This window comes from Pauljensenia sp. C0170B5, assembly GCF_056590195.1.
Genome location: NZ_JBWPVR010000002.1, coordinates 107,310 through 131,407, shown reverse-complemented (window position 1 = coordinate 131,407; position 24,098 = coordinate 107,310). Strand labels below are relative to the sequence as shown.

The 24,098-nt window shown below is 59.7% G+C and carries 25 protein-coding genes; 18 read left to right on the top strand and 7 right to left on the bottom strand.

All coding sequences use genetic code 11. From position 1 onward, the window contains the following. Nucleotides 1-49 precede the first annotated feature (49 nt). Both iolG and AC1EJZ_RS03840 read left to right on the top strand, forming a co-directional pair. Nucleotides 50-1,039 (top strand): inositol 2-dehydrogenase, encoded by a 990-nt coding sequence (gene iolG / locus AC1EJZ_RS03845; protein WP_058236535.1) that lies wholly within the window; start codon nt 50-52, stop codon nt 1,037-1,039. Between the two features lie 38 nt (nt 1,040-1,077). Beyond that, nucleotides 1,078-1,941, top strand: coding sequence for a sugar phosphate isomerase/epimerase family protein (locus AC1EJZ_RS03840; RefSeq protein WP_058236536.1), 864 nt, complete (start codon nt 1,078-1,080; stop codon nt 1,939-1,941). A gap of 55 nt (nt 1,942-1,996) precedes the next feature. On the opposite strand, the gene AC1EJZ_RS03835 is transcribed toward AC1EJZ_RS03840, so the two are convergent. Next, entirely contained in the window at nt 1,997-3,040 is a 1,044-nt protein-coding gene (locus tag AC1EJZ_RS03835) for a LacI family DNA-binding transcriptional regulator (protein WP_082628506.1), read from the bottom strand. A gap of 130 nt (nt 3,041-3,170) precedes the next feature. Between AC1EJZ_RS03835 and AC1EJZ_RS03830 the strand changes: the two genes are divergently transcribed. Beyond that, on the top strand, nt 3,171-5,741 hold the full coding sequence (locus AC1EJZ_RS03830; protein ID WP_058236538.1) for a GH116 family glycosyl hydrolase: 2,571 nt from the start codon (nt 3,171-3,173) through the stop codon (nt 5,739-5,741). A 14-nt stretch (nt 5,742-5,755) separates the two neighbouring features. Continuing rightward, nucleotides 5,756-7,141 carry a branched-chain amino acid transport system II carrier protein gene (brnQ, locus tag AC1EJZ_RS03825; RefSeq protein WP_092648493.1) on the top strand — a complete coding sequence of 462 codons (1,386 nt, stop codon included), beginning with the start codon at nt 5,756-5,758 and terminating at the stop codon, nt 7,139-7,141. Here brnQ and AC1EJZ_RS03820 read toward each other — a convergent pair. Next, nucleotides 7,131-7,934, bottom strand: a complete 804-nt coding sequence (locus AC1EJZ_RS03820; RefSeq protein ID WP_480293986.1) for a Cof-type HAD-IIB family hydrolase — start codon at nt 7,932-7,934, stop codon at nt 7,131-7,133. The genes brnQ and AC1EJZ_RS03820 overlap by 11 nt on opposite strands. 69 nt (nt 7,935-8,003) lie before the next feature. Here AC1EJZ_RS03820 and AC1EJZ_RS03815 point away from each other — a divergent pair, with 69 nt between their 5' ends. Both AC1EJZ_RS03815 and AC1EJZ_RS03810 read left to right on the top strand, forming a co-directional pair. Further along, nucleotides 8,004-8,819 (top strand): alpha/beta fold hydrolase, encoded by an 816-nt coding sequence (locus AC1EJZ_RS03815; RefSeq protein WP_058236541.1) that lies wholly within the window; start codon nt 8,004-8,006, stop codon nt 8,817-8,819. 5 nt (nt 8,820-8,824) lie between these two features. Continuing rightward, on the top strand, nt 8,825-9,853 hold the full coding sequence (locus tag AC1EJZ_RS03810; protein ID WP_257590413.1) for a glycosyltransferase family 2 protein: 1,029 nt from the start codon (nt 8,825-8,827) through the stop codon (nt 9,851-9,853). Here the strand turns inward: AC1EJZ_RS03810 and AC1EJZ_RS03805 are convergent. Further along, a complete protein-coding gene (locus AC1EJZ_RS03805; RefSeq protein WP_480293985.1) occupies nt 9,850-11,094 on the bottom strand; it encodes an alpha-amylase family protein in 1,245 nt (414 codons plus the stop codon). The genes AC1EJZ_RS03810 and AC1EJZ_RS03805 overlap by 4 nt on opposite strands. Before the next feature lie 38 nt (nt 11,095-11,132). Between AC1EJZ_RS03805 and AC1EJZ_RS03800 the strand changes: the two genes are divergently transcribed. Continuing rightward, nucleotides 11,133-12,068 (top strand): AEC family transporter, encoded by a 936-nt coding sequence (locus tag AC1EJZ_RS03800; protein WP_092648498.1) that lies wholly within the window; start codon nt 11,133-11,135, stop codon nt 12,066-12,068. A gap of 5 nt (nt 12,069-12,073) precedes the next feature. On the opposite strand, the gene deoD is transcribed toward AC1EJZ_RS03800, so the two are convergent. Continuing rightward, nucleotides 12,074-12,781, bottom strand: coding sequence for a purine-nucleoside phosphorylase (gene deoD, locus AC1EJZ_RS03795; protein WP_092648499.1), 708 nt, complete (start codon nt 12,779-12,781; stop codon nt 12,074-12,076). Between the two features lie 115 nt (nt 12,782-12,896). Here deoD and AC1EJZ_RS03790 point away from each other — a divergent pair, with 115 nt between their 5' ends. From AC1EJZ_RS03790 to AC1EJZ_RS03780, 3 genes are read left to right on the top strand one after another with little or no spacing between them, the layout of a single operon-like run. Then, complete coding sequence (locus tag AC1EJZ_RS03790) at nt 12,897-14,423, top strand: sodium-dependent transporter (protein WP_092648500.1); 1,527 nt, start codon at nt 12,897-12,899, stop codon at nt 14,421-14,423. Beyond that, complete coding sequence (locus AC1EJZ_RS03785) at nt 14,420-14,554, top strand: methionine/alanine import family NSS transporter small subunit (protein ID WP_092648501.1); 135 nt, start codon at nt 14,420-14,422, stop codon at nt 14,552-14,554. Before AC1EJZ_RS03790 ends, AC1EJZ_RS03785 begins: the two co-directional genes overlap by 4 nt. Further along, a complete protein-coding gene (locus AC1EJZ_RS03780) occupies nt 14,551-15,315 on the top strand; it encodes an HAD-IIB family hydrolase (RefSeq protein WP_480293984.1) in 765 nt (254 codons plus the stop codon). The genes AC1EJZ_RS03785 and AC1EJZ_RS03780 overlap by 4 nt, the downstream gene beginning before the upstream one ends. Here AC1EJZ_RS03780 and AC1EJZ_RS03775 read toward each other — a convergent pair. Continuing rightward, entirely contained in the window at nt 15,277-16,131 is an 855-nt protein-coding gene (locus tag AC1EJZ_RS03775; RefSeq protein ID WP_480294099.1) for a TrmH family RNA methyltransferase, read from the bottom strand. The two genes, AC1EJZ_RS03780 and AC1EJZ_RS03775, sit on opposite strands and share 39 nt — an antisense overlap. A 135-nt stretch (nt 16,132-16,266) precedes the next feature. On the opposite strand from AC1EJZ_RS03775, the gene AC1EJZ_RS03770 reads away from it, so the two are divergent. Both AC1EJZ_RS03770 and AC1EJZ_RS03765 read left to right on the top strand, forming a co-directional pair. Next, nucleotides 16,267-16,737 carry a hypothetical protein gene (locus tag AC1EJZ_RS03770; RefSeq protein WP_092648503.1) on the top strand — a complete coding sequence of 157 codons (471 nt, stop codon included), beginning with the start codon at nt 16,267-16,269 and terminating at the stop codon, nt 16,735-16,737. Nucleotides 16,738-16,755: 18 nt separating this feature from the next. Then, a complete protein-coding gene (locus AC1EJZ_RS03765; RefSeq protein WP_092648504.1) occupies nt 16,756-17,811 on the top strand; it encodes a quinone-dependent dihydroorotate dehydrogenase in 1,056 nt (351 codons plus the stop codon). On the opposite strand, the gene AC1EJZ_RS03760 is transcribed toward AC1EJZ_RS03765, so the two are convergent. After that, nucleotides 17,808-18,455, bottom strand: a complete 648-nt coding sequence (locus AC1EJZ_RS03760) for a DUF3043 domain-containing protein (RefSeq protein WP_092648505.1) — start codon at nt 18,453-18,455, stop codon at nt 17,808-17,810. The two genes, AC1EJZ_RS03765 and AC1EJZ_RS03760, sit on opposite strands and share 4 nt — an antisense overlap. A gap of 53 nt (nt 18,456-18,508) precedes the next feature. On the opposite strand from AC1EJZ_RS03760, the gene AC1EJZ_RS03755 reads away from it, so the two are divergent. The 6 genes from AC1EJZ_RS03755 to trpD all read left to right on the top strand — a co-directional run bounded on the left by AC1EJZ_RS03755 (nt 18,509) and on the right by trpD (nt 23,813). Next, the gene (locus tag AC1EJZ_RS03755; protein WP_193600007.1) at nt 18,509-19,900 is read left to right on the top strand and encodes a M20/M25/M40 family metallo-hydrolase; all 1,392 of its coding nucleotides are present in this window, start codon (nt 18,509-18,511) and stop codon (nt 19,898-19,900) included. Next, on the top strand, nt 19,900-20,853 hold the full coding sequence (locus AC1EJZ_RS03750) for a glycerate kinase (protein WP_092648506.1): 954 nt from the start codon (nt 19,900-19,902) through the stop codon (nt 20,851-20,853). The genes AC1EJZ_RS03755 and AC1EJZ_RS03750 overlap by 1 nt, the downstream gene beginning before the upstream one ends. A 71-nt stretch (nt 20,854-20,924) precedes the next feature. Beyond that, complete coding sequence (erpA, locus tag AC1EJZ_RS03745) at nt 20,925-21,278, top strand: iron-sulfur cluster insertion protein ErpA (protein ID WP_058236551.1); 354 nt, start codon at nt 20,925-20,927, stop codon at nt 21,276-21,278. Between the two features lie 32 nt (nt 21,279-21,310). After that, complete coding sequence (locus AC1EJZ_RS03740) at nt 21,311-22,306, top strand: FKBP-type peptidyl-prolyl cis-trans isomerase (RefSeq protein WP_480293983.1); 996 nt, start codon at nt 21,311-21,313, stop codon at nt 22,304-22,306. Between the two features lie 53 nt (nt 22,307-22,359). Continuing rightward, nucleotides 22,360-22,746: a DNA-binding transcriptional response regulator gene (locus tag AC1EJZ_RS03735; RefSeq protein ID WP_058236553.1), complete on the top strand. Its 387-nt coding sequence runs from the start codon at nt 22,360-22,362 to the stop codon at nt 22,744-22,746. Between the two features lie 5 nt (nt 22,747-22,751). Continuing rightward, a complete protein-coding gene (gene trpD / locus AC1EJZ_RS03730) occupies nt 22,752-23,813 on the top strand; it encodes an anthranilate phosphoribosyltransferase (RefSeq protein ID WP_480293982.1) in 1,062 nt (353 codons plus the stop codon). Here trpD and AC1EJZ_RS03725 read toward each other — a convergent pair. Then, a complete protein-coding gene (locus tag AC1EJZ_RS03725; protein ID WP_058236881.1) occupies nt 23,799-24,077 on the bottom strand; it encodes an Lrp/AsnC family transcriptional regulator in 279 nt (92 codons plus the stop codon). The two genes, trpD and AC1EJZ_RS03725, sit on opposite strands and share 15 nt — an antisense overlap. Nucleotides 24,078-24,098: the final 21 nt, after the last annotated feature.

The following is a 24,098-nucleotide window of genomic DNA, read 5'->3' as shown; positions in this document are numbered from 1 at the left end:
AACGGGATAGCCAACGCCGGTTGTTCATGACAATAAGGAAGGTCTTATTATGGTCAATATTGGTCTCATCGGTGCGGGACGCATCGCACACGTGCATGCCAACACCATCGCTGCCAACCCCAACGCACAGCTTGTGGCAATTGCTGATCCGTATCAGCCGGCAGCGCAGGAACTGGGTGGGCGATTCGGCGCAACGGTTCTGTCCGACGCGCAGGACCTGTTCGCCCTCGACAACCTAGACGCAGTCGTCATCTGCTCCCCGACACCGCAGCACCCACAGCACATCATTGCCGCCGCCAAAGCCGGCCTGCCCGCACTGTGCGAAAAGCCGATCGCCCTGGATTACGAGGCAGCTAAGCAGCTCGAGAAGGACCTCGAAGGCCTCAACCCGACCATCATGCTCGGATTCAACCGCCGCTTCGACCCGTCCTTCGCCGCGATCAAAGCCCTCGTCGATCGGGGTGAGATCGGCCAGGTTGAGCAGGTGACCATCACCTCGCGTGACCCCGAAGCTCCCAGCCCGCAGTACGTGGCCACCTCAGGCGGCATCTTCAAGGACATGACGATCCACGACTTCGATATGGCGCGCTTCTTCCTCGGCGACATTGTCGAGGTATTCGCCTACGGCCAGAACTTCGACCCGGAGATCAAGAAAGCCAACGACTTCGACGCAACAATGATCCTGCTGCGCAACGCCAACGGCGTTGTCGCGACCATCATCAACTCGCGCCACTGCGCCCCCGGATATGACCAGCGCCTGGAAGTCTTCGGTGCCGACGGTGTGCTCAATGCCGACAATGTGCGCGCCACAACCGTTGAGCTGTCCACTTCGAACTTCTCCGCATCGAAAGAGCCTTACCTCAACTTCTTCCTGGAACGCTACGCCCAGGCATACAGCAATGAGCTCAACACCTTCCTCGACGCGATTGCACACGGCCAGACACCGACCCCGAACGTCACCGATGGGATCAAGGCGCTGCAAATCGCTGAAGCAGCACAGGAATCCGCTCTGACCGGCACATCCATTACATTGTCCTGAATCGCCCGCATATCCACACGACATGAAAGGTTGACACGATGAAAATTGCAGGAGCCCCGATCAGCTGGGGTGTATGTGAAGTTCCAGGCTGGGGATACCAGATGAGCCCGGAGCGCGTCCTAACGGAAATGAAGCAGATCGGTCTGACCGCCACAGAATTCGGCCCCCAGGGATGGCTGCCGCTCGAAGCAGAAGCCCGCGCCACCGAGGTCGCCAAATACGAACTCGACGTCGTCGGTGCATTCTTCCTGGCCATCATGCATGACCCTGAAACCGACCCGATTCCCGCCGTCCAGAAAGAACTCGATGCGTTCGAGGTCGCAGGCGGCAAATACTTGATCCTCGCAGCTGACTCCGGCGTTGAAGGCTATGACGAGCGTCCAGTCCTGGACGAAAAGGGCTGGGAAACACTGTTCACCAACCTTGACCGTATCTCAGCCGCATGCGCCGAGCGCAACGTGATCGCGTGCCTGCACCCGCACTGGGGCACCATGGTGCAAAACGTTGACGAAGTCGAGCGCGTCCTGGACAACTCGAAGGTCGGCCTGTGCCTGGATACCGGCCACCTCGCCTGCGGTGGCGCAGACGTAGTCGAACTGGTCAACAAGTACGCCGACCGCGTCGACATCGTCCACGCCAAGGACATCCACAAGGAAATGACCGACAAGCTTCTGCCCGGCGAACTCACATGGAGCGAAGGCGTCAAGGCCGGCATGTTCGCACCCATTGGCGAGGGCGACATCGATTTCGCCGAGATCGTCAACAAACTCGACGAAGCCGGATTTGACGGATACTACGTCCTGGAGCAGGACATCATGATCGATGAGGAACCACCGGCAAACGGCGGTCCCGTCGTTGATGTCGAGAAGTCGCTGGAAGCACTCAAGACTCTCGACAAGTAAGACGAGTCTATTCATGAGGCGTCTCGCGCTGTCTGGCGAGGCGCCTCATGAGCGTCTAAGGCGCGATGGTTGCGCCTGTCGTCTCCCTTTCGATCAGAGATGGCGACACGACCACATGGTGTGGCTCCCCGTCCGGATCCTCCATCCGCTCCAGCAAAATCGACGCCGCGCGCGTCCCCATTTCCTCCACGGGCTGCGAAATCAAAGTCACCTGAGGTGACACCATTGTCGTCCAGTCAGCATCATCGGTGCCGATCAGTGACACATCCTCGGGCATGCGCCGCCCACTTTCCTGCACCGCCCGATACACACCCATCGACAGCACGGCGTTCGCCGCGTAGATAGCGGTCGGCGGGTGGGCTCGAGCCAAAGCGGACGCGGTCGCCTGGCGGGCTCCTCCGGCGTGAATATTCGTCTCCACCAGCTGCAAACCATGACGATCGCGATGCGCCTCCGTCCATGCGGCCTGGAAACCCAGATAGCGGTCAAACGTGGTGGAAGCTGCAGACGGACCAAACAAACACAGAACACGCTGGTGGCCGCGTTCAATCAGATGATTCGCAGCCAACCGGCCGACAAGAACGTTATTCAAGAGCACCGAGTCACCCTCGTACGATCCGACACGCCGGTCAACGACGACGGTGGCAATGCGGGCCCGGGTCAGCAGCTCAACGTTCTCATCAGCTTCCGACGCCGCGGTCAGGATCACTCCGCACATGCGCTGTGAAATGGCATTGGCAATAAAGCGGCGCTCGCGGTCCAGATCTTCACCCGTATTACACAACACGATCGACAGGCCGTTGGCGGTGGCGATCTGCTCAATGGAGGCGACCAGTCGCGAAAAGTACGGGTTCTGAATATCCGACACGATGACAGCCCACACATCCGAGCGCTGGCGGCGCAGGGCGCGACCTGTTGAATCGGGGACATAATGCGTGCGCCTGACAGCTTCCATCACCCGTTCAGCGAGGTCAGGCTTAACGGTGCCTGCATTGCTCAACACGCGTGAGACGGTCGCCGTTGACACCCCTGCGGCGCGAGCGACATCGATCATGCGCACGCGTTGGGGAGCATCGATGGATTGATGTTTTCTTTTCATAGTGTCTTTTCCGCAAAATGCCAACCAGTGTTGCTGTCAAGTGTAATGACTGCGCCACTGCAGACCCGTCTTGACGTGGACTGTCAGCAATATTAGCCTAAAATGTAATCGATTGCATGAAAGGCCGACGATGACCACCCCACATCCATTCACTGCTCTGCCCCTCGGCGGGATCGGAACGGGAAACCTAGCGCTCGCTGCGGACGGATCACTCAAACAATGGCAGCTGCACAACATCGGAAATCACACGGGAACGCTACCCGGATCATTCTTTGCCCTACGCATCAGTCAGTGGGAGCCGCCTTTCAACGAACAGTGTGTCCTGATCGCCCAACCAGGTGAGCCGCACGAACCAACAGTCCTGGTCAACGATGATGACGTACCGACTTGGCAGCGCGACCTGCTCGAGGACTTCTCACCGATGGCCAGTGCCTCCTTCGAAGGACACTATCCATTTGGCACCGTGACATTCGATGACGACACACTGCCGGTGAAAGTCACGCTCGACGCATTCACCCCGCTCATCCCGCTGAACGAAGATGACTCCGCACTACCTGCCGCCCTTTTCACCTTCACCTTCACGAACACTGACCCCAAGACCGGGCTCAACGGCTGGCTCGGCGCAGGTCTGCAGAACGCCATCGGTCATGACGGCATGACCAACCCGGTAGGCGTCCACTCACCGCGATACGGCGGCAACGTCAACACCGTCCACCGCGCAGACGGTTGGACCGAACTCACCATGACCAACCCCTCCTTAAACGAATCCGCCCCGCGCGATCCCGGCGCAGGCACCATGAGCCTGAGCGTGTCAGGCACGCGCGTCAGCTCCCTTCCTCAGTGGACTGATCCGGCGCAGTTCATGGACTTCATGGCGACACGCCAGCCGGTGGGCCCCGACGAATGGAACGGTGTTCCAGATGACCTGCCTGACCCGCAGCCCAACGGCATCACAGCGCGTCCCATGCCCAGCCCGTCAGGATCAACATGGAACGGGGGAGTGGTCTCGCAGTTCTTCCTTGAACCGGGTGAAACCACCACAGTGCGCGTCGCGATCACATGGCACTTCCCGAACAGATACGTCAACTTCGTTCAATTTGGAGGCGTACAACCCACCTACGCTCCGGCCACACACTGGCTGGGAAACCGCTACACCACACGCTGGTCGGATGCCTCACAGGTCACCGCGTACGTACACGAAAACTGGGACACCCTCGAACACCACTCACGCGCATGGGTGGATGCCATGACGAACTCTGACCTGGCCGACGAACCGGGCGGCGAAGTCGCAGATCGGATGCTCACACAGGCCGCAATTGTGCGCTCCCCGAGCTACTTCCAAAGTGCTGATGACCGCACATTCGCCTTCGAGGGAGTCCTGGGCGCATCCACGCCGATGTGGGCTGGATTCGTCGGCGGGTCATGTCCGCTCAATTGCACGCACGTGCACGCCTACGCGCAAGCCACAGCCAAGCTCTTCCCACGCATGGAACGCTCCATGCGCGAAACAGAGTTCACCATCACGCAGGCACCCGAAGGATTCATCCCGCACCGCGTCCTGCTGCCACTGGAGACGCCACAGATCTGGGATCGGGAAATCGGAGGACCGGGCGATCCGGCGCTTGACGGAATGCTGTCAATCGTTCTGCGCACCTACCGCGAAGCCCGCTACCAGGCGGGCAGCGCATGGCTGGAGCAGTACTGGCCGAACCTGGTGCGGCTGATGGACTACATCGAAAACACATGGGACCCCGACTCAACCGGACTGCTCCACGGCATTCAGCCCTCCACGCACGACATTGACCTGTGTGGCATTAACTCCTACATGGGAACGTACTGGCTGGCAGCACTGCGCGCGATGGAAGAGATTTCCAAACTTCTGGGCGACGATGAGCGCGCCAGCCACTACCGCGAACGCTTCGAGGCATCCTCACGTGCCTACGATGAGGCGCTGTTCACCGGCGAGTACTACCGCCAGGTCCTCGAAGAAGGGGATCGCGACGACTTCCAGTGGAAGGACGGGTGCCTGTCTGACCAGCTCATCGGCCAATGGTGGGCGCACCAGCTTGACCTGGGATACCTGCTGCCACGCGACCACGTGGTGACGGCGCTGAAGAATGTTGTACGCCTGAACCTACGCACCGGTTTTGACGACTTCGAGCACCCCTACCGCTCATTCGCTACCGGCAAGGAAACGGGTCTGCTGATGTGCTCATGGCCGACCGGTGGGCGACCCGATGTGCCCACACGATACTGCGACGAAGTGTGGACGGGCATCGAATATCAGGTGGCGGCACACTGCCTGCACGAAGGGCTCACCGACGAAGGCTATGCGGTCCTGCACGGACTGTGGGCGCGTTACGACGGCACGACACGCAATCCGTACAACGAAATCGAATGCGGTGACCACTACACGCGCGCGCTGTCCGGTTGGAGCGTCTTCGATGAGCTCACAGGGATCACGTGGAACCAGTTCACCGGCGAACTGAGGATTGCCCGCGAGCCGCGCCGCAGCCTCGTCGTGATGACGGGCACCGGTTGGGGCACGCTGACGCGCGACGAGGGAGGCCTCACACTGACCTGCCTGTACGGCACCATCGATGCCACGACCGTGACCGTGGCAGATACCCTCGTGGCGCCGGAAGGAGTGAACATCTCAGCTGGAGAGAGCGCTAAACTGTCTGCAGCACAGGAAAGTTGATCGAAAGGCGCCCAGTGACATCTGCGAAGCGTGCAGGAATCCCGACCACCATCATTGTCGTGGGGTTGATGCTGTTCTCCATGTTCTTCGGAGCGGGAAACCTGGTCTTCCCTCCACAACTGGGACAGCAGGCTGGAACGAACTACTGGCCGGCGATCCTTGGTTTCCTGTCAACCGGTGTGGTTCTGCCGATGCTGGCGATTATTGCGGTGGCAGTGTCTGGCGCCGGGCTGGGAGATATTGCCAAGCGAACCGGCAAGGTTTTCGCGATGATCTTCCCGGCACTGATCTACCTGTCGATCGGCGCGTTCTACGCGATCCCGCGTACTGCGAACGTTGCGTACGAAATGGGGTTTGTCGGGCCAACCGGAATATCGGGCACAGTGGCGCTGCTCCTGTTCGTCGTGGCGTTCTTTGCTCTGAGCCTATGGCTGTCACTGCGCCGCGCCGGCATCGTCGACGCGCTGGGCAAGTATCTGACTCCCGCCCTTCTGACATTGATCGTCATCCTGGTGATCGTGGGATCCGCGCGCCTGAGCGCTGCTCCCAGTGCGCCGAGCGAGGAATACGCGTCCTCGCCTTTCACGTCCGGCATCCTGGAGGGCTACCTGACGATGGATTCGCTGGCTGCACTGGTCTTCGGGATTGTTGTCCTGCTGTCGCTGTACTCGCGTGGAGTACCCGCGGGGCGCCCCTCCGTCATCGCCTGCATCATGTCAGGTGTGGTCGGGGCAGTACTGCTGGGACTTGTCTACCTGGGGCTGGGGCATCTGGGTCGCTCCGTTGGCCAGCAATTCAACAACGGTGCAGAACTGCTTGCCTACGCTTCGCACGTCGCCCTCGGATCAGCAGGATCGTGGGTGTTTTCCGGAATCGTCCTTCTGGCATGTCTGACGACGGCGGTTGGCCTGATCACCTCGACCGCCTCCTATTTCGCGACCCTGATCCCTGCTGTTGACTACCGAGGGTGGAGCATCATCTTCACCATCATCGGCGCACTGATGGCGAACCTGGGCCTGACCGTCATCCTCGACATTGCGGCTCCTCTCAACGCGCTCCTCTACCCCGTAGCCGTTACGCTGATTTTCCTCACGCTGATCCAGGCCGCACTGCGTTTCCGCCTGGTGTGGGCCTATCGCCTGCCGGTTGCGCTCGCGGCGGTTTTCGCACTCAACGACCTTCTGCGTTCCTTCGACATTGAAATTGGTCGGGCGATCCCCGCCATCATGAAGCTGCCGCTGTATGGTCAGGGACTGTCATGGATCCTGCCAGTTGCCATCCTGGCTGCTATCTGCATCGTGATCGACAAAATCCGAGGACTGCCAATTCAGAGCCCCTCGGAGATTGCCCGCCGGTCAACACTGCTGCATGACCTGCCCGAAACGGAAACTACCGCGTAATCAATCCGGCGTACTCAAAAGCGCGCGCCAGACCATCCTCGTCAACGGGGGAGGTCACCCACGAGGCGATCGCCTTGACGTCTTCGCTTCCATTGCCCATCGCGATACTCGTGCCCACACCCGCCAGAAGCTCACGGTCATTGGGGGAGTCACCGATTCCTACAACGTCACTGATGCTGATTCCAAGGTGACCACACAGCACATGGGCGCCCGTCAGTTTGTGACACTGTGCTTTGAGGATTTCACCGACGCGCGCATCGGCCGTACCCACCGATCCACCGATGATGTCGAAACGCTCATCCAGCTGGCTGCTCATCGCCTCAAATATTCCGGCGCGAGGTGCCAGGAACGCACATTTCGAGGCCGAATCGGGTATCCCGGAGCGCAGGTACGGTTCGATCTGGCGCATATACGGCACCCAGTCGGGATCTTTGCCGGGGAAAACTGACAAATAGTCGGCAGACGGATGCATGGCCTCGGAACTTTGCCACACCCACAAACACTCATTGCGGCTCAGCACCTCGTTGACTGATTCAATGTCCGCACGGTCGATGCGTTCATCTCGGATCACCTGACCATCGACCTCAACGTAGGCACCTGATCCGCCGATTACTGCGGAAAAGCCCAGATCCCACAGCCACGGGTAGATTTCTGGAGTGGATCGGCCGGTGCACATGGCCAGAATATGTCCGGCCTCGCGTGCCTCGCGGCAGGCAGCTTGAGCAGATGGTGGCACGTCCTGCGTCCGTGTGAGCAGCGTGCCGTCAAGATCAATCAGAACGAGTCGAGCCACGGTACCTCCTTCGTATTAGGCAGTGTGTCATACCTGTGGAAGAATGGTCAGCTGAAATAAGGAGAAGCGATGGCGTATATCGGAACCGATGATTCCTCGGGCGACCCGGTCTTTCAGGAAGACTCGGACGTTGAAGTACGCACCTACCAGCGCGGTCGTATCCGCATGGTCTACGCCATGCGTGATAACCGCGTCGAGGAACATGCGCCGGATCCTTCCCGCCCTGTCTTCGTCATGATTCACGGCGTGGGGATGGGCAGGCGAGCACTGGCTGGACTGGCCAGGGAACTGGCACCTCACGGCACTGCCTATACGGTTGACTTGCCAGGCTTTGGTGATTCACCCACTCCGAAGCGCCCCCCGTCGATGGCTCAGTACGGCAAACTCGTTGCCGCTTTCATACGGGACAACAAGCTGCGTCACGTGATCGTGATTGGTCACTCGATGGGCACCCAGGTCGCAGTGGAAGTGGCGCAGCAACGGCCCGACCTGATCGATCAGCTGGTTCTGATTGCTCCGACCATCAACCCCGCCAGGCGGACCCTCCACCAACAGGCATGGGATCTGATTACTGACTTTGCCGACGATGGGCTGCACGTGATGGCAGTGGGTGTTGCGAATTATCTGCGTGCCGGCCCAGTCTGGTTCTTCCGAACGATTCGCGCCATGATGGATCACCGCGTTGAACGCATCTACCCGCAGGTGCCCACACCCACACTGGTCATGCGCGGAGAAGACGACCTGGTGTGTCCGCACGACTGGACGAAGCGCGTGGCACAACTGCTGCCACACGGCACGTACGCGTCGATCGAGGATCACGGCCACGAAGCTGTGCTGCGAGATGCCGTTCCTGCCACTCAGATCATTCTCGATCACGTACTATGACCAATGTGGACATATCTCATCAGCCACTGCTGAGCGTCATCATCCCGGCGTATAACTCGCAAGATTATCTGCGCCGATGTGTCGAGTCCCTGATCGGCTATGCGCACCCCATCGAAATCCTCATCATCGACGATGGATCGAGTGACAAGACTCCCGAACTTGCCGACAAACTGGCGCGCAGATTCCCTGAAATCCGCGCAGTCCACCAGGCTAACGCAGGGCATGGCGGCGCCCTCAACACCGGCATCCGCGAGGCCACTGGCCGTTACCTGAAAGTCGTGGACTCTGACGACTGGCTCGACCGGCGCTCGCTGACACGCGTGTTGGATCAGATGGCCGCAGACCAGGACCGCGGCGACGACGTCGACATGTACGTGGCGAACTACGTCTACGAGAAACAAGGAAAATCTCATAAGCATGCGGTCCGCTTCCTCAACGTTCTTCCTGCTGATCGCATCATTGGGTGGGATGACATGCGTGCGTGCCGCTACGACCAGTACCTCATGATGCACACGCTCATTTTTCGCACCGAGCTGGTCAGACAATCCGGGATGATCCTGCCGGAGCATACCTTCTACGTGGACTACCTGTATTCCTACGTGCCCTTGCCGCATGTGCGAACGCTGCGCTACATCGATGCGAATCTGTACCGCTACTTCATTGGCCGCGATGACCAGTCAGTGAACGAAAAAGTCATGATTTCACGTATCGACCAGCTGCTGCGCGTCAACGCGGGGATGCTTGCCGGCACCCCTGACGAATCCACTGTCCCTGCACACCTGTATCGCTACATGATTCACTACCTGCGCATCAATTTCATCGTGTGCTCCCTGATGTTGTTGCTCTCTGGCACACCAGAACACGTCCAGGAGAAAGAACGCCTGTGGGCGGAAGCTGACCGAAACTACCCGCAGGTCACCCGGCAGGTCAGATCAGGTCTGCTCGGACGGCTGATCTCGCTGCCGGGAACGCCCGGACGCGTCATCCCGCTATCGATCTACCGCATCGCCCGCGCCGTCCTCGGCTTTAATTAGAATGCGAAAAGAATCTGCCCGCCGGGCTCGGTGATCGTGACGTGCGGCGCGTCAGAATCATGCAGGTCGAGAAAAACGCAGATCGTGTGTCCATCCGCGCTGGAGCGGTACGACAGCTGCTCGTTGGTTACCTCGCACACCTGCGTGCGCGCATGGACAAGCCACGGATGCTGGCGACGCAGCGCAATGAGCGCCTGGTGGGTCTGGAACACTGATTCGCCCAGATTCGACAGGTGGTCGGGCAGATCAGGGAACGAGGGACGCACCTGATCGTCGCCGCCGAGCTCCTCGGTCTTGATTCCGGTATAGCCCTGTTCGTCGCCATAGTAGATCGATGGGATCCCGCCGACAGTCATGACAATGGCGAGAGCGACGCCGACATGTTGGCTCCCGATCTGCGAGGCAATTCTCGTGACGTCGTGGTTGCCGATGAATGTCTGTGGGGTGAAGGAATCGAGGAAATGGTTGTGACGATCGAGGCACCACTGCAGCTCAAAGAAATTTCGATCCGAGATACTCGACCAGATTGCCTTCCACAGTTCGTATTGGGTCAGTGAATCAAAATGGCACTGCTCGATCATGTCGGTGTAGTCACCGTGGATTACTTCACCCATCAGCCACGCTTCAGGGAAACGCGCCCGAACGGGGTCGATGACGTCGCGCCAAAAATCGCTCGGCACAGAGTAGGCGGCATCCAGACGCCAGGCGTCGATGCCGCGTTCAAGCCAGTAGGTCATGACGTCGGTGGCGTATGTGCGCGCCTGTGCACCGGCGTGATTGAGCCGAACCAGCTCACCGTGACCTTCAAAGATGCGTGGAGTCGGACCTGCGGGGTCCTCCCAGTCAATGTCGAATAAGTCCGCGTGCTCACTGTCGGGGCCGGCAGCGAGAACCTCGCTGACCAGCGGGTGCCGAGAGCTGACGTGAGAAAAGACACCGTCACATGCCACGCGGATGCCGCGCTCGTGGCACGCGGCAATGAGGTGATCAAAGTCAGCTTCATCTCCCAGGCGCGGGTCAACTGCGAAGTGGTCAAGAATGTCGTAGCCATGTGATGTTGACTGGAAGATCGGGCCCAGAAGCAGGCCGTTGGCTCCCAGCTCGATCAGGTAGTCCAGCCAGTTTTCCAGCATGGTGATCCGGTGCGCCGACGCGTCGGCCCCGAACGGAGGACGAATGGGGGCGCCGCACATTCCCAGCGGGTAGACGTGCCACCACACCATGTGATCAATCCATGACATGACTTTCGCTTTCCTGGTCGTGGTCATAATGTAGACGCGTGGGACAAGTCATCGAGGGCATCGCAGTCATCGCAGTCATTATGGCTGTTGGATGGATCGCGCGCGCAACGAAAATCCTCAAGACCGATGCTACTGGACACATCACTGACCTGGTGTATTGGATCGCCGCGCCCGCACTCCTGTTCTCCACGATCGCATCAGCTGACCTCGATGTTGTCATCGGCCGTCCCCTCATCGCGGCAGCGGCAAGCGGTGTTGTCACCGCCAGCGTGTTCGCTCTGATCGCTCGCCTGACGATGCGGCCGACGATTGGCGATCTGACGGTCGGCGCAATGTCGTCCTCGTTGAACAACGCGGCCTACGTCGGCATCCCGATCGCAATCTACGTACTGGGGTCAGCAGTACACGGCGTGCCGATCATGGTGTTTCAGCTGGGCTTCTTCACCCCGATGTTCTTCGTCCTCATCGACCTGTGTACGCCGGGTATCACGCTGTCGATTGTGACCATCGTACGCTCCGTGGTGACCAACCCGATGGTGATCGCGGCGTTCCTCGGATTCCTGTGCGCAGCGGTGAGCCTGGATGTGCCGCCACTGATCGCCAACGCGACCGAGATGATCGGGCAGTCCGCGCCGGCGCTGGTCCTGATTAGTTTTGGCGCTTCCTTGGTGGGGCAGCGCCTGACTGTGCGATCCCAGGACGGGCACATGGTGATACTCGCCAGCTGCTTCAAACTCATGGTTCAGCCGGCGTGCGCGTTCGGAGCAGGACTGCTGCTGGGCATGGACGGGCACGCGCTGTTGGCAGTCACGGTGATGGGCGCGATGCCCACCGCGCAAAATGCCTTCATCGCCTCAGCGCGGGCAGGCGTCGGCAATCACATCGCGCAGGGCACTGTGCTGATTACCACGATCATGTCACTGCCGGTGACCGTGCTGATCGCCTGGCTCTTCCACCTTGCGGCTCTGGTTTAGACAGATCACGACAGCGCGGCAGCGACCGCCAGACGCAGCGTCGTCTCAAACTGTGTTTCACGTTCCTGCGCCGTCATATCCGACGACGAGTCAAGCAGGTGATCCGAACACGTCAACACGGTCAGTGCCTCTCGGCCGCACTCTGCCGCCACGCCATACATCGCGGCAGCTTCCATATCCACGCCCAACACACCATAGTCCGCCAGGCGTTGTGTCTGACCGTCGGGCGCGAAGTAGAAGTGGTCACGCGAAATAATCGTTCCCACGTGAACAGTGTCGTCTTCGGTTGCGGCCTCGACGGCGGCTCGCGCCAGGTTGAACGAGGCGACCGCACTGAAATTGACACCGGGAATGCGCAGCTGATTCATTGCGGAATCCGTGTGTGCACCGATCGCGACGATCGTGTCGCCCACATGAACTTTCGGTGAGATTCCGCCGCACGTGCCGACGCGGATCACGCGGTGAACGTCGAAGAACTTCATCAGTTCGGTGACGTAGATCGTTGCGGAAGGCTGACCCATTCCCGATCCCATCACTGACAGTGGCTGACCGTCGACAGTGCCGGTGAAGCCCAGCATGCCGCGCACATCAGTGACCAGTCGCGGTGAGTCCAAAATTGTTTCAGCAATACGCTGGGCACGCTTCGGGTCACCCGGCATCAGGACTGCGGGGGCGAAATCACCTGGCTCAGCTGCAATGTGTGGGGTCGACATGGGCCTTCCTTCGTTCTCGTCTGGCGCGAGACCATCCGATATGCGGATACTTCTTCACCGCGCGCTGACAATACTCTAGCGTGAGCTTCATCCCGCAAGTGATGGAGTGACGAAAATGAGCTCACAACAAACCAAACCGCGTCGCGAAACGTGGTCCGGTCAAACAGCGTTCCTTATCTCAGCCATTGGTTCAGCTATCGGCCTGGGGAACATCTGGCGTTTTCCAGGCGTGGCCTACGCCAACGGTGGTGGCGCATTCCTGGTGCCGTACCTCGTCTCACTCGTCTGCGTCGGTATCCCGATCCTCTTTCTTGACTACGCGATCGGTCATAAACTGCGTGGCTCACCGCCGTGGGCGCTGCGCCGCATGACAGCCGGCGGAGAATTCCTCGGCTGGTTTCAGGTCGGCGTCTGCTTCGTCATCTTCATTTACTACGCAGCGGTGGTTGCCTGGGCGGCCAGCTATGCGTGGCACTCCATCACCCTGGCATGGGGAGATGACTCGCAGACCTTCTTCCTCGAAACGTTCCTCCAACTCGACGGATCAGATTCAGTGTCATGGACACCCGTCCTGTCAGTGTTGGTCCCCCTGGCCGTGATCTGGCTGTTCGTCCTGTTCATCGTAGGACGCGGACTGACCAAGGGCGTGGAACTGGCGAACCGTATTTTCCTGCCGTTACTGGTCATCCTGTTCGTGGTGATGGTGGTGCGCGCACTGTTCCTGCCTGGCGCCATGGAAGGACTTAATGCTTTCTTCACCCCGCAATGGGATCAGCTGACGAATCCGCATGTGTGGCTGGCAGCGTTTGCACAGATTTTCTACTCGCTGTCAGTGGGCTTCGGCATCATGGCGACCTACGCCTCCTATCTCAAGCCCAAGTCAAACCTGACCGGAACCGGCCTTGTTGCAGGTTTTGCCAACTCATCCTTCGAGCTGCTCGCCGGCATCGGCGTATTCGCCGCCCTCGGCTTCATGGCACATGCTCAACAGGTTGGCGTGAACGAACTGGAAGGCCTTACCGGCCCGATCCTGTCGTTCGTGACCTTCCCACAGATTATTTCGATGATGCCAGGCGGCCCCATCTTCGGCGTCCTGTTCTTCACGTCCCTGACGCTGGCAGGAATCACCTCGCTGCTGTCACTGTTGCAGGTTGTTTCCGGCTCCATCCAGGACAAGTTCGGAGTCACCCCGCGTAAAGCCGCCATGATCATGGGTGTGCCTGCGATGGTGCTGTCGCTGGGACTGTTCGGTGTGCGCTCGGGGCTGAATGTCCTCGACGTCATCGACACCTTCGTCAACAACATCGGCGTGGTTGCCTCCGCCATGGCGCTGTGCCTGCTTTCCGCGTTCGCCGGTCCGCGCCTGAAGGGACTGCGTCTGCACCTCAACTCGGTCTCATCGATCCGAGTTCCCGCTTTCTGGGACCTCGTCGTGGGTGTAGTCAGCCCGATCGTCCTGGGCTTCATGCTTATCAGCGCACTCATCGACTATGTGATGCACGGATATGACGGGCATGCTACCTCCTTTGTCGGCATGTTCGGCTGGGGAATGCTGCTGGCAATCATCGTCTTCGCCGTTATCATGACGGTGACCAAGTGGCATCACTCCCTCGACTCGCGCGCGAAAGGACTGGAACAATGACAGCGAGCGCACTCATCTTGATGGTCATCTCGATCCTGCTCGTGTGGGGAGGCCTCGTCGCCTCGACCGTCGCACTCAAGACCCTCAAGCAGCCTGACGTTGACGACACCATTGAGGAGCCTGTCGAGTGAAACTGGCAGCTTTCGATCTGGACGATACGTTAGCCCCCTCGAAGTCGCCGCTCCCGTCCCTGATGGACGAGCGCCTGTGCGCGCTCCTCGACGTTGCCGACGTGTGCATCATCTCCGGAGGACACATCGGCCAATTCCGCACACAGGTCCTGGCGCACCTGCACGCTGACGACGCGCAGCTTGAGCGCCTGCACCTGATGCCAACGTGTGGAACCCGCTACTTCAGGTATCGCGACCAGCAGTGGCACCAGATCTACGCGATGGATCTGAGCGCAGACGAGCGCCAGCGGGCCATCGAGTCCCTGACTCGGCACGCACACGACCTGGGAATTTGGGAAAGCCACACCTGGGGAGACATTATTGAAGATCGAGGATCACAGATCACCTTCTCTGCCCTGGGGCAGGAAGCGCCCCTGGAGGCCAAGCGCGCATGGGACCCGGACGGAACGAAGAAAGTTGCACTGGCTGAGCGGGTCGCCCGCGACGTTCCTGAACTGTCGGTACGCGGTGGCGGGTCCACATCCGTCGATATCACCCGACAGGGTGTTGACAAGGCGTTCGGCATGCGCCACCTGGTCGAGGCAACACGTATCGCCGCCAGCGACATAGTGTTTGTCGGGGACAGGCTTGACGAGGGTGGCAACGACTACCCGGTGAAAGCCGCAGGATTCACGACGATCCCAGTGTCAGGATGGGAGCAGTGTGCTGAGGTGATCGCGCAGCTAATTGAGTGCGCGAGTCGCCCAGAAAAACACTGCTGACGCAGCAGCCACATTCAGCGAATCCACACCGCCGGCCATCGGGATACGCACCGTCAGATCTGTCTGCTCAATGGTGCGGCGCGACAATCCGTCGCCCTCAGTACCGAAGAGCAATGCCACCTTCTTGTCCGGAGGGTTCGCCACGAACTCATCGAGACTCAGTGAGTCATCACTGAGTGCGCAGGCGACCGTGCAGTAGCCCGCCTCGCGCAGCACGTCAACGGCTGGCCAGGTATCCAGCCGAGTCCACGGCACCTGAAAGACCGTGCCCATGGAGACACGGACGGAGCGCCGATACAGCGGATCACAGCAGCGAGGTGTGACGATGACAGCGTCAACACCCAGAGCAGCTGCAGAACGGAAGATTGCACCGACATTCGTGTGATCAACCAGGTCTTCCAGCACAGCGATCCGGCGCGAACGTGCCAAGAGGTCCGACACGTCCGGCAGCTCGGGACGCTGCATAGCGGCAAGAGCCCCGCGATGCAGGTGAAATCCGGTGATGTGTTCGAGCACCTCTTCGGAGGCGATATACACGGGCACGTCACCACCGTCAACACTTCCTGTCGAGGATGCCAGCAGATGCTCCATCTGCTCGAGCCAGCGCGGCGCCATGAGGAATGAGCGCGGGTGATGCCCCGTCTCAAGTGCCCGCATGATCACATTGTGTGATTCCGCCATGTACAGTCCGCGTTCCACTTCCATGCTCGAACGCAGCTTGACGTCCGTCATGCACGTGTAGTCAGCAAGCGCACCGTCCGGTACGGCTGCTTCCACGTCTTCCAGGCTCTGACATGCGGTTAAATCGATGATCACACCCGCCATTATGCTCCATCGTTTATCCACAGCGCACCGTGGGTACCCTCGTCAATCCACAAAGCCCAGGCGCGTGCTGGCACAGGTCGATCCTCATGCGGTGAACTGCACGCACCGACACAGAAGGAGGACATCATGCTGACCGAGCAGACGAAGGTAGAGGGAATGTATGGGCCTACAGGGTGGCTCGACACGAGTGGCATCACAGTTCTTTTGGCTCCTTACATGGAGCTGGATGATCACGATTATTGTCGCTTCACTATGGTTGGTGGGGACGATGCTCGCGAGCTGAGGAGCCTGCTGAGTGTAGAAAACCTGCAGTGTTCGCAAAATGGAGGGCCGACGGTTGAAGCCGCGCTCGATGCTGCGATCACTTTCCCTCAGGAGGTGTACGTGAGCGGTTATGTCATTCGCCAGCCGCGACGAGACGAACGAGTCAGTGTCGATGCGCTCGTGATACGTCACTCATTACCGGACGGTGTGACGCGAGCCTGGCCATATCTGCGCGACAGATACGCGCTGCATTGTCTGGCACCCGACGAATGCGACCGCATCTTGTTGGATGATCCGGTCGGGCATCTGGCGTGGTGGTTATGGTGGGACTAGAGACGCTAGGCTAGATCCATGTCCGTCTACTCATGGCTTTTTCGCAGCGTCATCCACCGCACTGATCCTGAACGTGCCCACCATGCAGGCCTTAACGCCGTTGCGTGGGCAGGACGACACGGCTTAATCCGCGCACTGATGCGCGCCACCATCGGATACTGGGATCCGCATGCACGCTCCATGCTGCTGTGGCCCACGCGCTCCCTGCCGACAATCGGTGAGCGCACCGTGCACGGACGCCTGGGTCTTGCAGCCGGAATGGACAAAGATGCACGCGCCATTGAGGGCATGTGCGCGCTGGGATTCGGATTCGTTGAGATTGGGACGATCACACCCCGACCGCAGCCAGGGAACGACCAGCCACGCCTGTGGCGCCTCATGGACCAGGCCGGCCTGCGCAACCGGATGGGATTCAATAACGAGGGTGTCGACCAGGCTGTTGCGCAGCTACGTGAGCTGCGATCCACCCGTCACGGCAGGCGCTGTATCGTCGGGGCGAATATCGGAAAGAACAAGGTCACTCCACTTGACCAGGCGCCTCGTGACTACGAGATCTGTGCCCAGAAAGTTGCGCCGTGGGTGGACTTCATTGTCGTCAACGTGTCCTCACCCAACACTCCGGGACTGCGGGACCTGCAGGCTGTCGATCAGCTTCGCCCCATCCTGGAGGCTGCGCGACGCGGAGCCGATGCGGCGCAGCAGCGCCGTCACGTGCCGTTGCTGGTGAAAATCGCGCCCGACCTGAGCGATGACGACATCATCGAGGTGTGCTCCATGAGCCGGGACATGAAATTGGACGGGATAGTGGCCACCAATACGACGATCAATCACGAGTGGGGAGAAGGTGGCGTTTCAGGAGCCCCGCTGTTCCCGCGTGCTCTCGATGTGGTGTCTCTGGTTGCTGAGCACCTGGACGACCATCAGCTTCTGATCGGCACGGGCGGGATCTTCACCGCATCTCAGGCTCAGGCCATGCTGGATGCCGGTGCCGACCTCGTTGAAGCATTCAGCGCATTCGTCTTCGAAGGGCCGACGTGGCCGGGCGCGATGAACCGCGCCCTGGCCCTGAACTAGTCTTTCTGTTTCTTCGACCCCTTCGGGAACTCGCCGCGTCCCACCTGAGGAGCCGGCGAGCGCCAGCGGCGTGCCATCAGCATGCGTGAAAATGCGTAGAACCACGAGCCGCGCGGGATCGCCTTGTCAGGGAAGCGCTCGCGGATACGACGTTTGAGGATCTGCCAGACGATGACGCCCTCAATAATGCAGAGCAGCAACGCGCCGTAGAAGAAGATGAACATCACCATCATGACGACGGGGAGCTGACCGTTGGTTTGCTGCGCCGGTGTGATGAAGGAAAATGCCAGCGACAATGCGATGAAAACCAGCATCACCGGCATCATGAACTCGCAGATCGACCAACGGGCATCCAGGTAGTCGCGGATGAAACGACGGATAGGGCCACGATGCTGGGGCGGCATATAGCGCTCGTCTCCCGTCGTCATCGCTTCCTGTTCACGGCGGAAACGCTCATCACGCTTCTCTTTGGCCTGTCGGCGGGCTTCCTTACGGTCAGCCGGCACCAGCGGACGATTCCTGCGCGCCTCAGCCTGTCGGCGCGTCGGCGTCGGACGGCCCTTCTTTGCGCTCGCTTCATGCGTCGGCTCGTCGACGGGAGCGGCTGTCGTTGACTCTTCTGAAGATTTCTTACGGAATAACACACCTTTAGGGTAGTTGATTGAGACCCACAAGCCGAACTACTAAACTCAGTGATATGACTACCACTACTCATGATGACCTCACGCCCTCAGTCCAGGAGCTGCGTGAACGTGTCGATCAGCATTTCGACGAGCTGCTCGACGAACTCAAGACACTCGTATCCATTCCGTCAGTCTCCTCCCTTCCGGAGCATCAGGACGACGTGCAGAAATCAGCTGAACACGTCAGCAAGCTCTTCAACGATCTTGGCCTGGAGACTGAGATTCTACGTGCCGACTCGCCTTTCGGCGGACAAGGTGAGCCAGCCATTGTTGGACACACCCCCGTCATCGAGGGAGCGCCCACCGTCCTGCTGTATGCACACCACGATGTTCAGCCCACTGGTGAACTCGACCGCTGGGACGGTGACCCGTTCGACGCCACCGTTAAGGGGGACAGGCTCTATGGCCGCGGCGCATCCGATGATGGCGCCGGCGTGATCGTCCACCTGGGCGCCCTGCGCACCCTTGCCGATGATCTGGGCCTGAACGTGCGTGTCTTCATCGAAGGTGAAGAGGAGCTTGGTTCCCCCTCGTTCGAAAACTTTCTGACGACCCACGCTGACAAGCTGGACGCTGACGTCATTGTGGTTGCTGACGGTGACAACTGGAAACCGGGGATTCCCGCGATGACTGCGTCACTGCGTGGCAACGCCGTGGTGACCGTGGACGTGCGCGTACTCGAGCACGCTGTCCACTCCGGCGCATTCGGCGGTCCGATCATGGATGCTGTCACAATTGCTGCGCGCATGATTGCGACCTTGCACGACGAGGACGGCAACGTGATTGTCGAGGGCCTCAAAGCCACCGACACGTCCGATATAGACTGGCCTGAAGACGAGTATCGTGAGGCTGCTGGCGTCCTTGATGGAGTGACGCTTGCCGGATCGGGTGACCTGGCGGCGCGCGTGTGGACAAAGCCATCTATCAACGTTATTGGCATGGACGTTCGCTCTGTTGCGGAATCATCCAATACGATCGCCCCGCACGCACGTTTCCGCCTGTCGATGCGCGTGGCCCCCAACCAGGCCCCGGCCGAGGCTCGAGACAAGCTGATCGAGCATCTCAAGGCACATGTTCCGTTCGGCGCTGCCATCGACATTTCAGTGGAAAAGTGCTCACCGGGATTCCTGGCCGACCTTGATTCCGAACCTGCCCGCGATCTGCACTGGGCGCTGGACACCGCGTGGGACACTGACGCGGTGAATAAGGGTGTGGGCGGATCAATCCCGTTCATCTCCCACTTCAAGAAGCACTTCCCGCAAGCAGAGGTCCTTGTGACGGGCGTGGAAGACCCCTTCACGAATGCGCACTCCGAAAACGAGTCGCAGAGCATCCCCGACCTGAAGGCCGCGATCCTGGCAGAAGCGCTCCTGCTGGCCCGCACTGCCAAGCGCGCACGCAGGTAGTGCGCGTCCTTATCGTCGGACACTGGTTCGCCCCGCGCGCCCTCCCAGCACTGGAAGCGGTCGCGCGGGGTATTCAGCGTGTGCGCGACGCGGCATGTGAGCCGATCGTGTTCGGACCCGGCCCGTTCGTCACATCCGATCGCCTCATCGTTCGTGTCCCCGACTCCGCGACGAGTACACGCGACGCAGGCCGGGAACTTCGCCGCCTCCTCGACCAGGGCGATACTCCCGTGCTCGAAGGTGGTCATACCTCCTGCACAGACGGGGGAAGCGAATTTCTCAGTGCCATCACCTCGCTGCCTGTCGACACGTACGAGCAGATGGAACAGGCACTGCACCGCGCGCAATCGGACCGCAGGCTACGCGAGGTGGTCGCGCTCGCCTCGACCAGGCGCAGCTTGCTCGGCTTTACCTCGGTACTGTCGACACACGCAGACGGGACGGCTCGTCATGACCAGAACCTGGGTTTATCGAGCCGCCTGACGCGCCTGTTTGCCACACATCGGGATACAACGGACGTGTCACGTCTGGAAGGCAGTGGCGCGGCAGGAGGAGCGGCCGGTATGCTCGCCCTGTGCGGTGGGAGCATCGTGCCCACAGGCGAGGCCCTGGCCAGAACCCTCAATCTTGACCAGCGCATGGAGCAGGCGGATCTGGTCGTCATCCTTGAGCCCTGCGCGCACGACCCACTGCTGCATGATACCCTCATCGACACGCTGACCGACCATGCTGGTCGCCATGCGTTGCCAGTCGTCCTCGTGTGCGAATCGACGACACTGTCGGCACTAGAAAAAGCGCAGTGGGGGATCCACGGGATAATTGACACGCATCCTGGAGCACTCATGCCGACCTGTATCGCTGAGAACGAACAGGATGACTACGAGGTGCTTGAAGCTGCTGGAATGCGCCTGGCTCGCACGTGGATACCCGGCGTGGAAAACGCCACGATATGAACACGGTCGTGGCGCGTTGCTTATGAGCGTCGTAGGCTGGATCTACGAGTACTGAAATGATGAGGAGCAACATGTCTGACGTTGAGACACAAACCCCGGCCCACGAAGTGACCTTGACTGACGCGGCTGCCGCGAAAGTTAAGAGCCTGCTGGACCAGGAAGGCCGCGACGACCTGCGTCTGCGCATCGCCGTTCAGCCAGGGGGCTGCTCGGGTCTGATCTACCAGCTTTACTTTGACGATCGCCTGCTTGACGGCGATGCCATCCGTGACTTCGAAGGAGTCGAAGTTGTCGTCGATCGTATGAGCGTTCCCTACCTTGCCGGAGCCTCCATCGACTTTTCAGACACGATCGAACGCCAGGGATTCACGATCGACAACCCCAATGCGCGTAACACCTGCGCATGCGGAGAATCCTTCCACTAAACCATTTCCCACCTCAAACAAAGGTCCTGTACGTGAAATTTCAGCGAATCACGGCGGTTGTCGCTGCCCTCTTTCTGGCCGCAACGATGAGCGCATGCTCGTCCGACGACTCCTCACAGTCCGGTCAATCAGGCCAGGCAGCAAGCCAATCCGGTGATGAGAACCGTCCTGCTCCCTCCGATGAGCCAAAAGTTGACCGCTCAGGCACGCAGACGATTCCCGAGGTGAAAGGTGATTTTGGGGAAGAACCTGTTATTACCCCGAGCACCGGATCCGAACCCGTCGACACCATCATTGCGACAACACTTGTGCAAGGTGACGGCCGCGAAGTTCAACCCACCGATGCCGTGCAGGTGGCATACAAGGGTGTTCTGTGGGACGGAACGGAATTTGACTCCACCTTCAAAGAAGGCGGGAAGCCCATTGCGTTCTCACTGGATCGCGTGATTGTCGGATGGAAAGCCGGACTGACAGGTCAACACGTGGGGGACCGGGTCGAACTGGTCATCCCATGGCAGTGGGCATACGGGGAGCAAGGACAGGCTTCGATTCCACCCAAGTCAACTCTGACCTTTGTCGTTGATATTCACAAGGCGGTCGACACCGCCGATGTGGACCAGCTCAAGAGCGCCACGCCTACAGACGCAGCGTTGCCCGACGGTGTCACCGTGGAAGGTGACTTGGGAACTGCTCCGAAACTGACGCTGGCCGAAGGCGCGAACCCCGAACCAGGAACGTACCTCATTTCCGAGGGAACAGGTCCTGAACTGACCAAGGACAATTACGCTGTCCTGCGTGCCGTTGAAGCAGTGGTGGGCGTGCAGAATGAAGGACAGACACAGATGTGGGACGTCCCGAACCTTGCACCAGTCGCCAACCTGGCGCAGCTGGAAGGTCACAAAGTCGGATCACGACTCATGGTCGTCATCGATATGGCCGATCCGCGTCCAACCTCGGATCAATCACAGTCAGGCGAGGTTCAGATGCTGCGCGACGTGGCCATTTTTGATCTGGCTGGATCGCTCTGACCTGTAAACAGATAGAATGACTCGAAGTCGACTTCCGTGACTAAGGAGCTATCGTGACCGAACAGAATGTGAACGTCCTTGTCTTCAGTGATGATGTGGATACCCGAAAAGCAGTCATAACGGGGGCGGGCGTGCGTCCCGGTCGAGACACTCCCACCGTCACATACGTTGAAGCTGCCACCGCTTTCGGAGCCGTTGAAGCAGTCAAAGATACTGAGTTTGCGGCGTTGATCCTTGACGGTGAGACCGAAAAAGAAGGCGGTATGGCTGTCGCCAAACGCCTGCTGACCACCATGGATAATGTTCCACCCATCATTATGATCACGGCACGCCAGCAAGATGACTGGCTGGCGCAATGGTCCGGTGCAGCGGCCACCGTTCCTGAGCCAATTGATCCCATCGTGCTGCAGGAAACTCTGGCACGCCTCCTTCAGGAGTGATTTGCATGGAGTGGACTGACATTATTGAACGCCTCCTTGCCGGTGAGGACCTGAGCTACGAACAGACATATGCGGTCATGGACCGTGTGATGACGGGCGAACTGGGCGACGTGAAACTCGCTGCTTTCCTGACGGCACTATCGGCTAAAGGTCCCTACGTCAGTGAGATCCGCGGTCTGGCTGACGGCATGCAGGATCACGCCGAACCTGTCGATGTTCCCACCGATGTGCTCGACATTGTCGGCACGGGCGGTGATGGGGCACATACGGTGAACATCTCCACCATGTCAGCGATTGTCCTCGCCGCTGCTGGAGTGCCCCTAGTCAAACACGGTAACCGCGCGTCAACCTCGTCGTGCGGATCAGCTGACGTGATCGAAGAACTGGGAATCAAGATCGACCTGTCGCCCAGCGGTGTGGCTCAGGTGTTCGACGAACTGGGAATTACCTTCCTGTTCGCCAACAAGTTCCACCCGTCAATGCGTTTTGCCGCAACTGTGCGCCGCGCTCTCGGCTTCCCAACAGCGTTCAATATCCTCGGTCCGCTGACCAACCCTGCCAAGCCTGAAACATCTGCGATTGGTGTTGCCAACGAAAGTCACGCACCGCTCATGGCAGGAGTGTTCGCTCAGCGCGGCCAGTCGGCTCTTGTGTTCCGCGGAAAGAATCATGGCCTAGATGAGCTCAGCTCAATTGAGCCTGCTCAGATCTGGGCAGTGCACGACGGTGAAATCACCTTCAGCGAAATCGATCCCGTCGCAGAGTTCGGCATGAAGCGTGGAACGCTTGAAGACCTGCGCGGTGGCAAAGCCCATGAGAACGCGAAAGTGGTCTACCGCATCATGGACGGAGAAGAAAGCCCGATCCGTGACGCCGTGCTGCTCAACGTCGCAGCCGGACTGGCAGCATTCGGACGTCACGATGGCGTCGGCCCGACCCACGGCTCACTGACCGACCGTATGCGCACCGGTATCGATATGGCGCGCGAGACGATCGACAGTGGCAAGGCAGCTGATCTGCTCAAGCGGTGGATCGAGGTCTCCAAGACGGCCTCACTCAAGGCCTAGGTGGAACGCCTCTTCAAGGTCCTGGGATGCGAATGAGCGGAACGCGATATGCGTACGCATCTGAGTGACACCCGGGACCTTTCCCAGCTGATCTGACACGACCTCGGCAAGGTCTTCGTACTCGCGGACCTTGACGAGGGCGACCAGGTCGATATCACCGGTCACTGAATACACATCACTGACGCCATCCAGGTCAGCAAGCGCCTGTGCAACCTCGGGAATTTTGTCGATCTCAGCGTTGACAAGAACAATTGCGGTCAGCATGGTCATCCTCTCCTGTAGGTT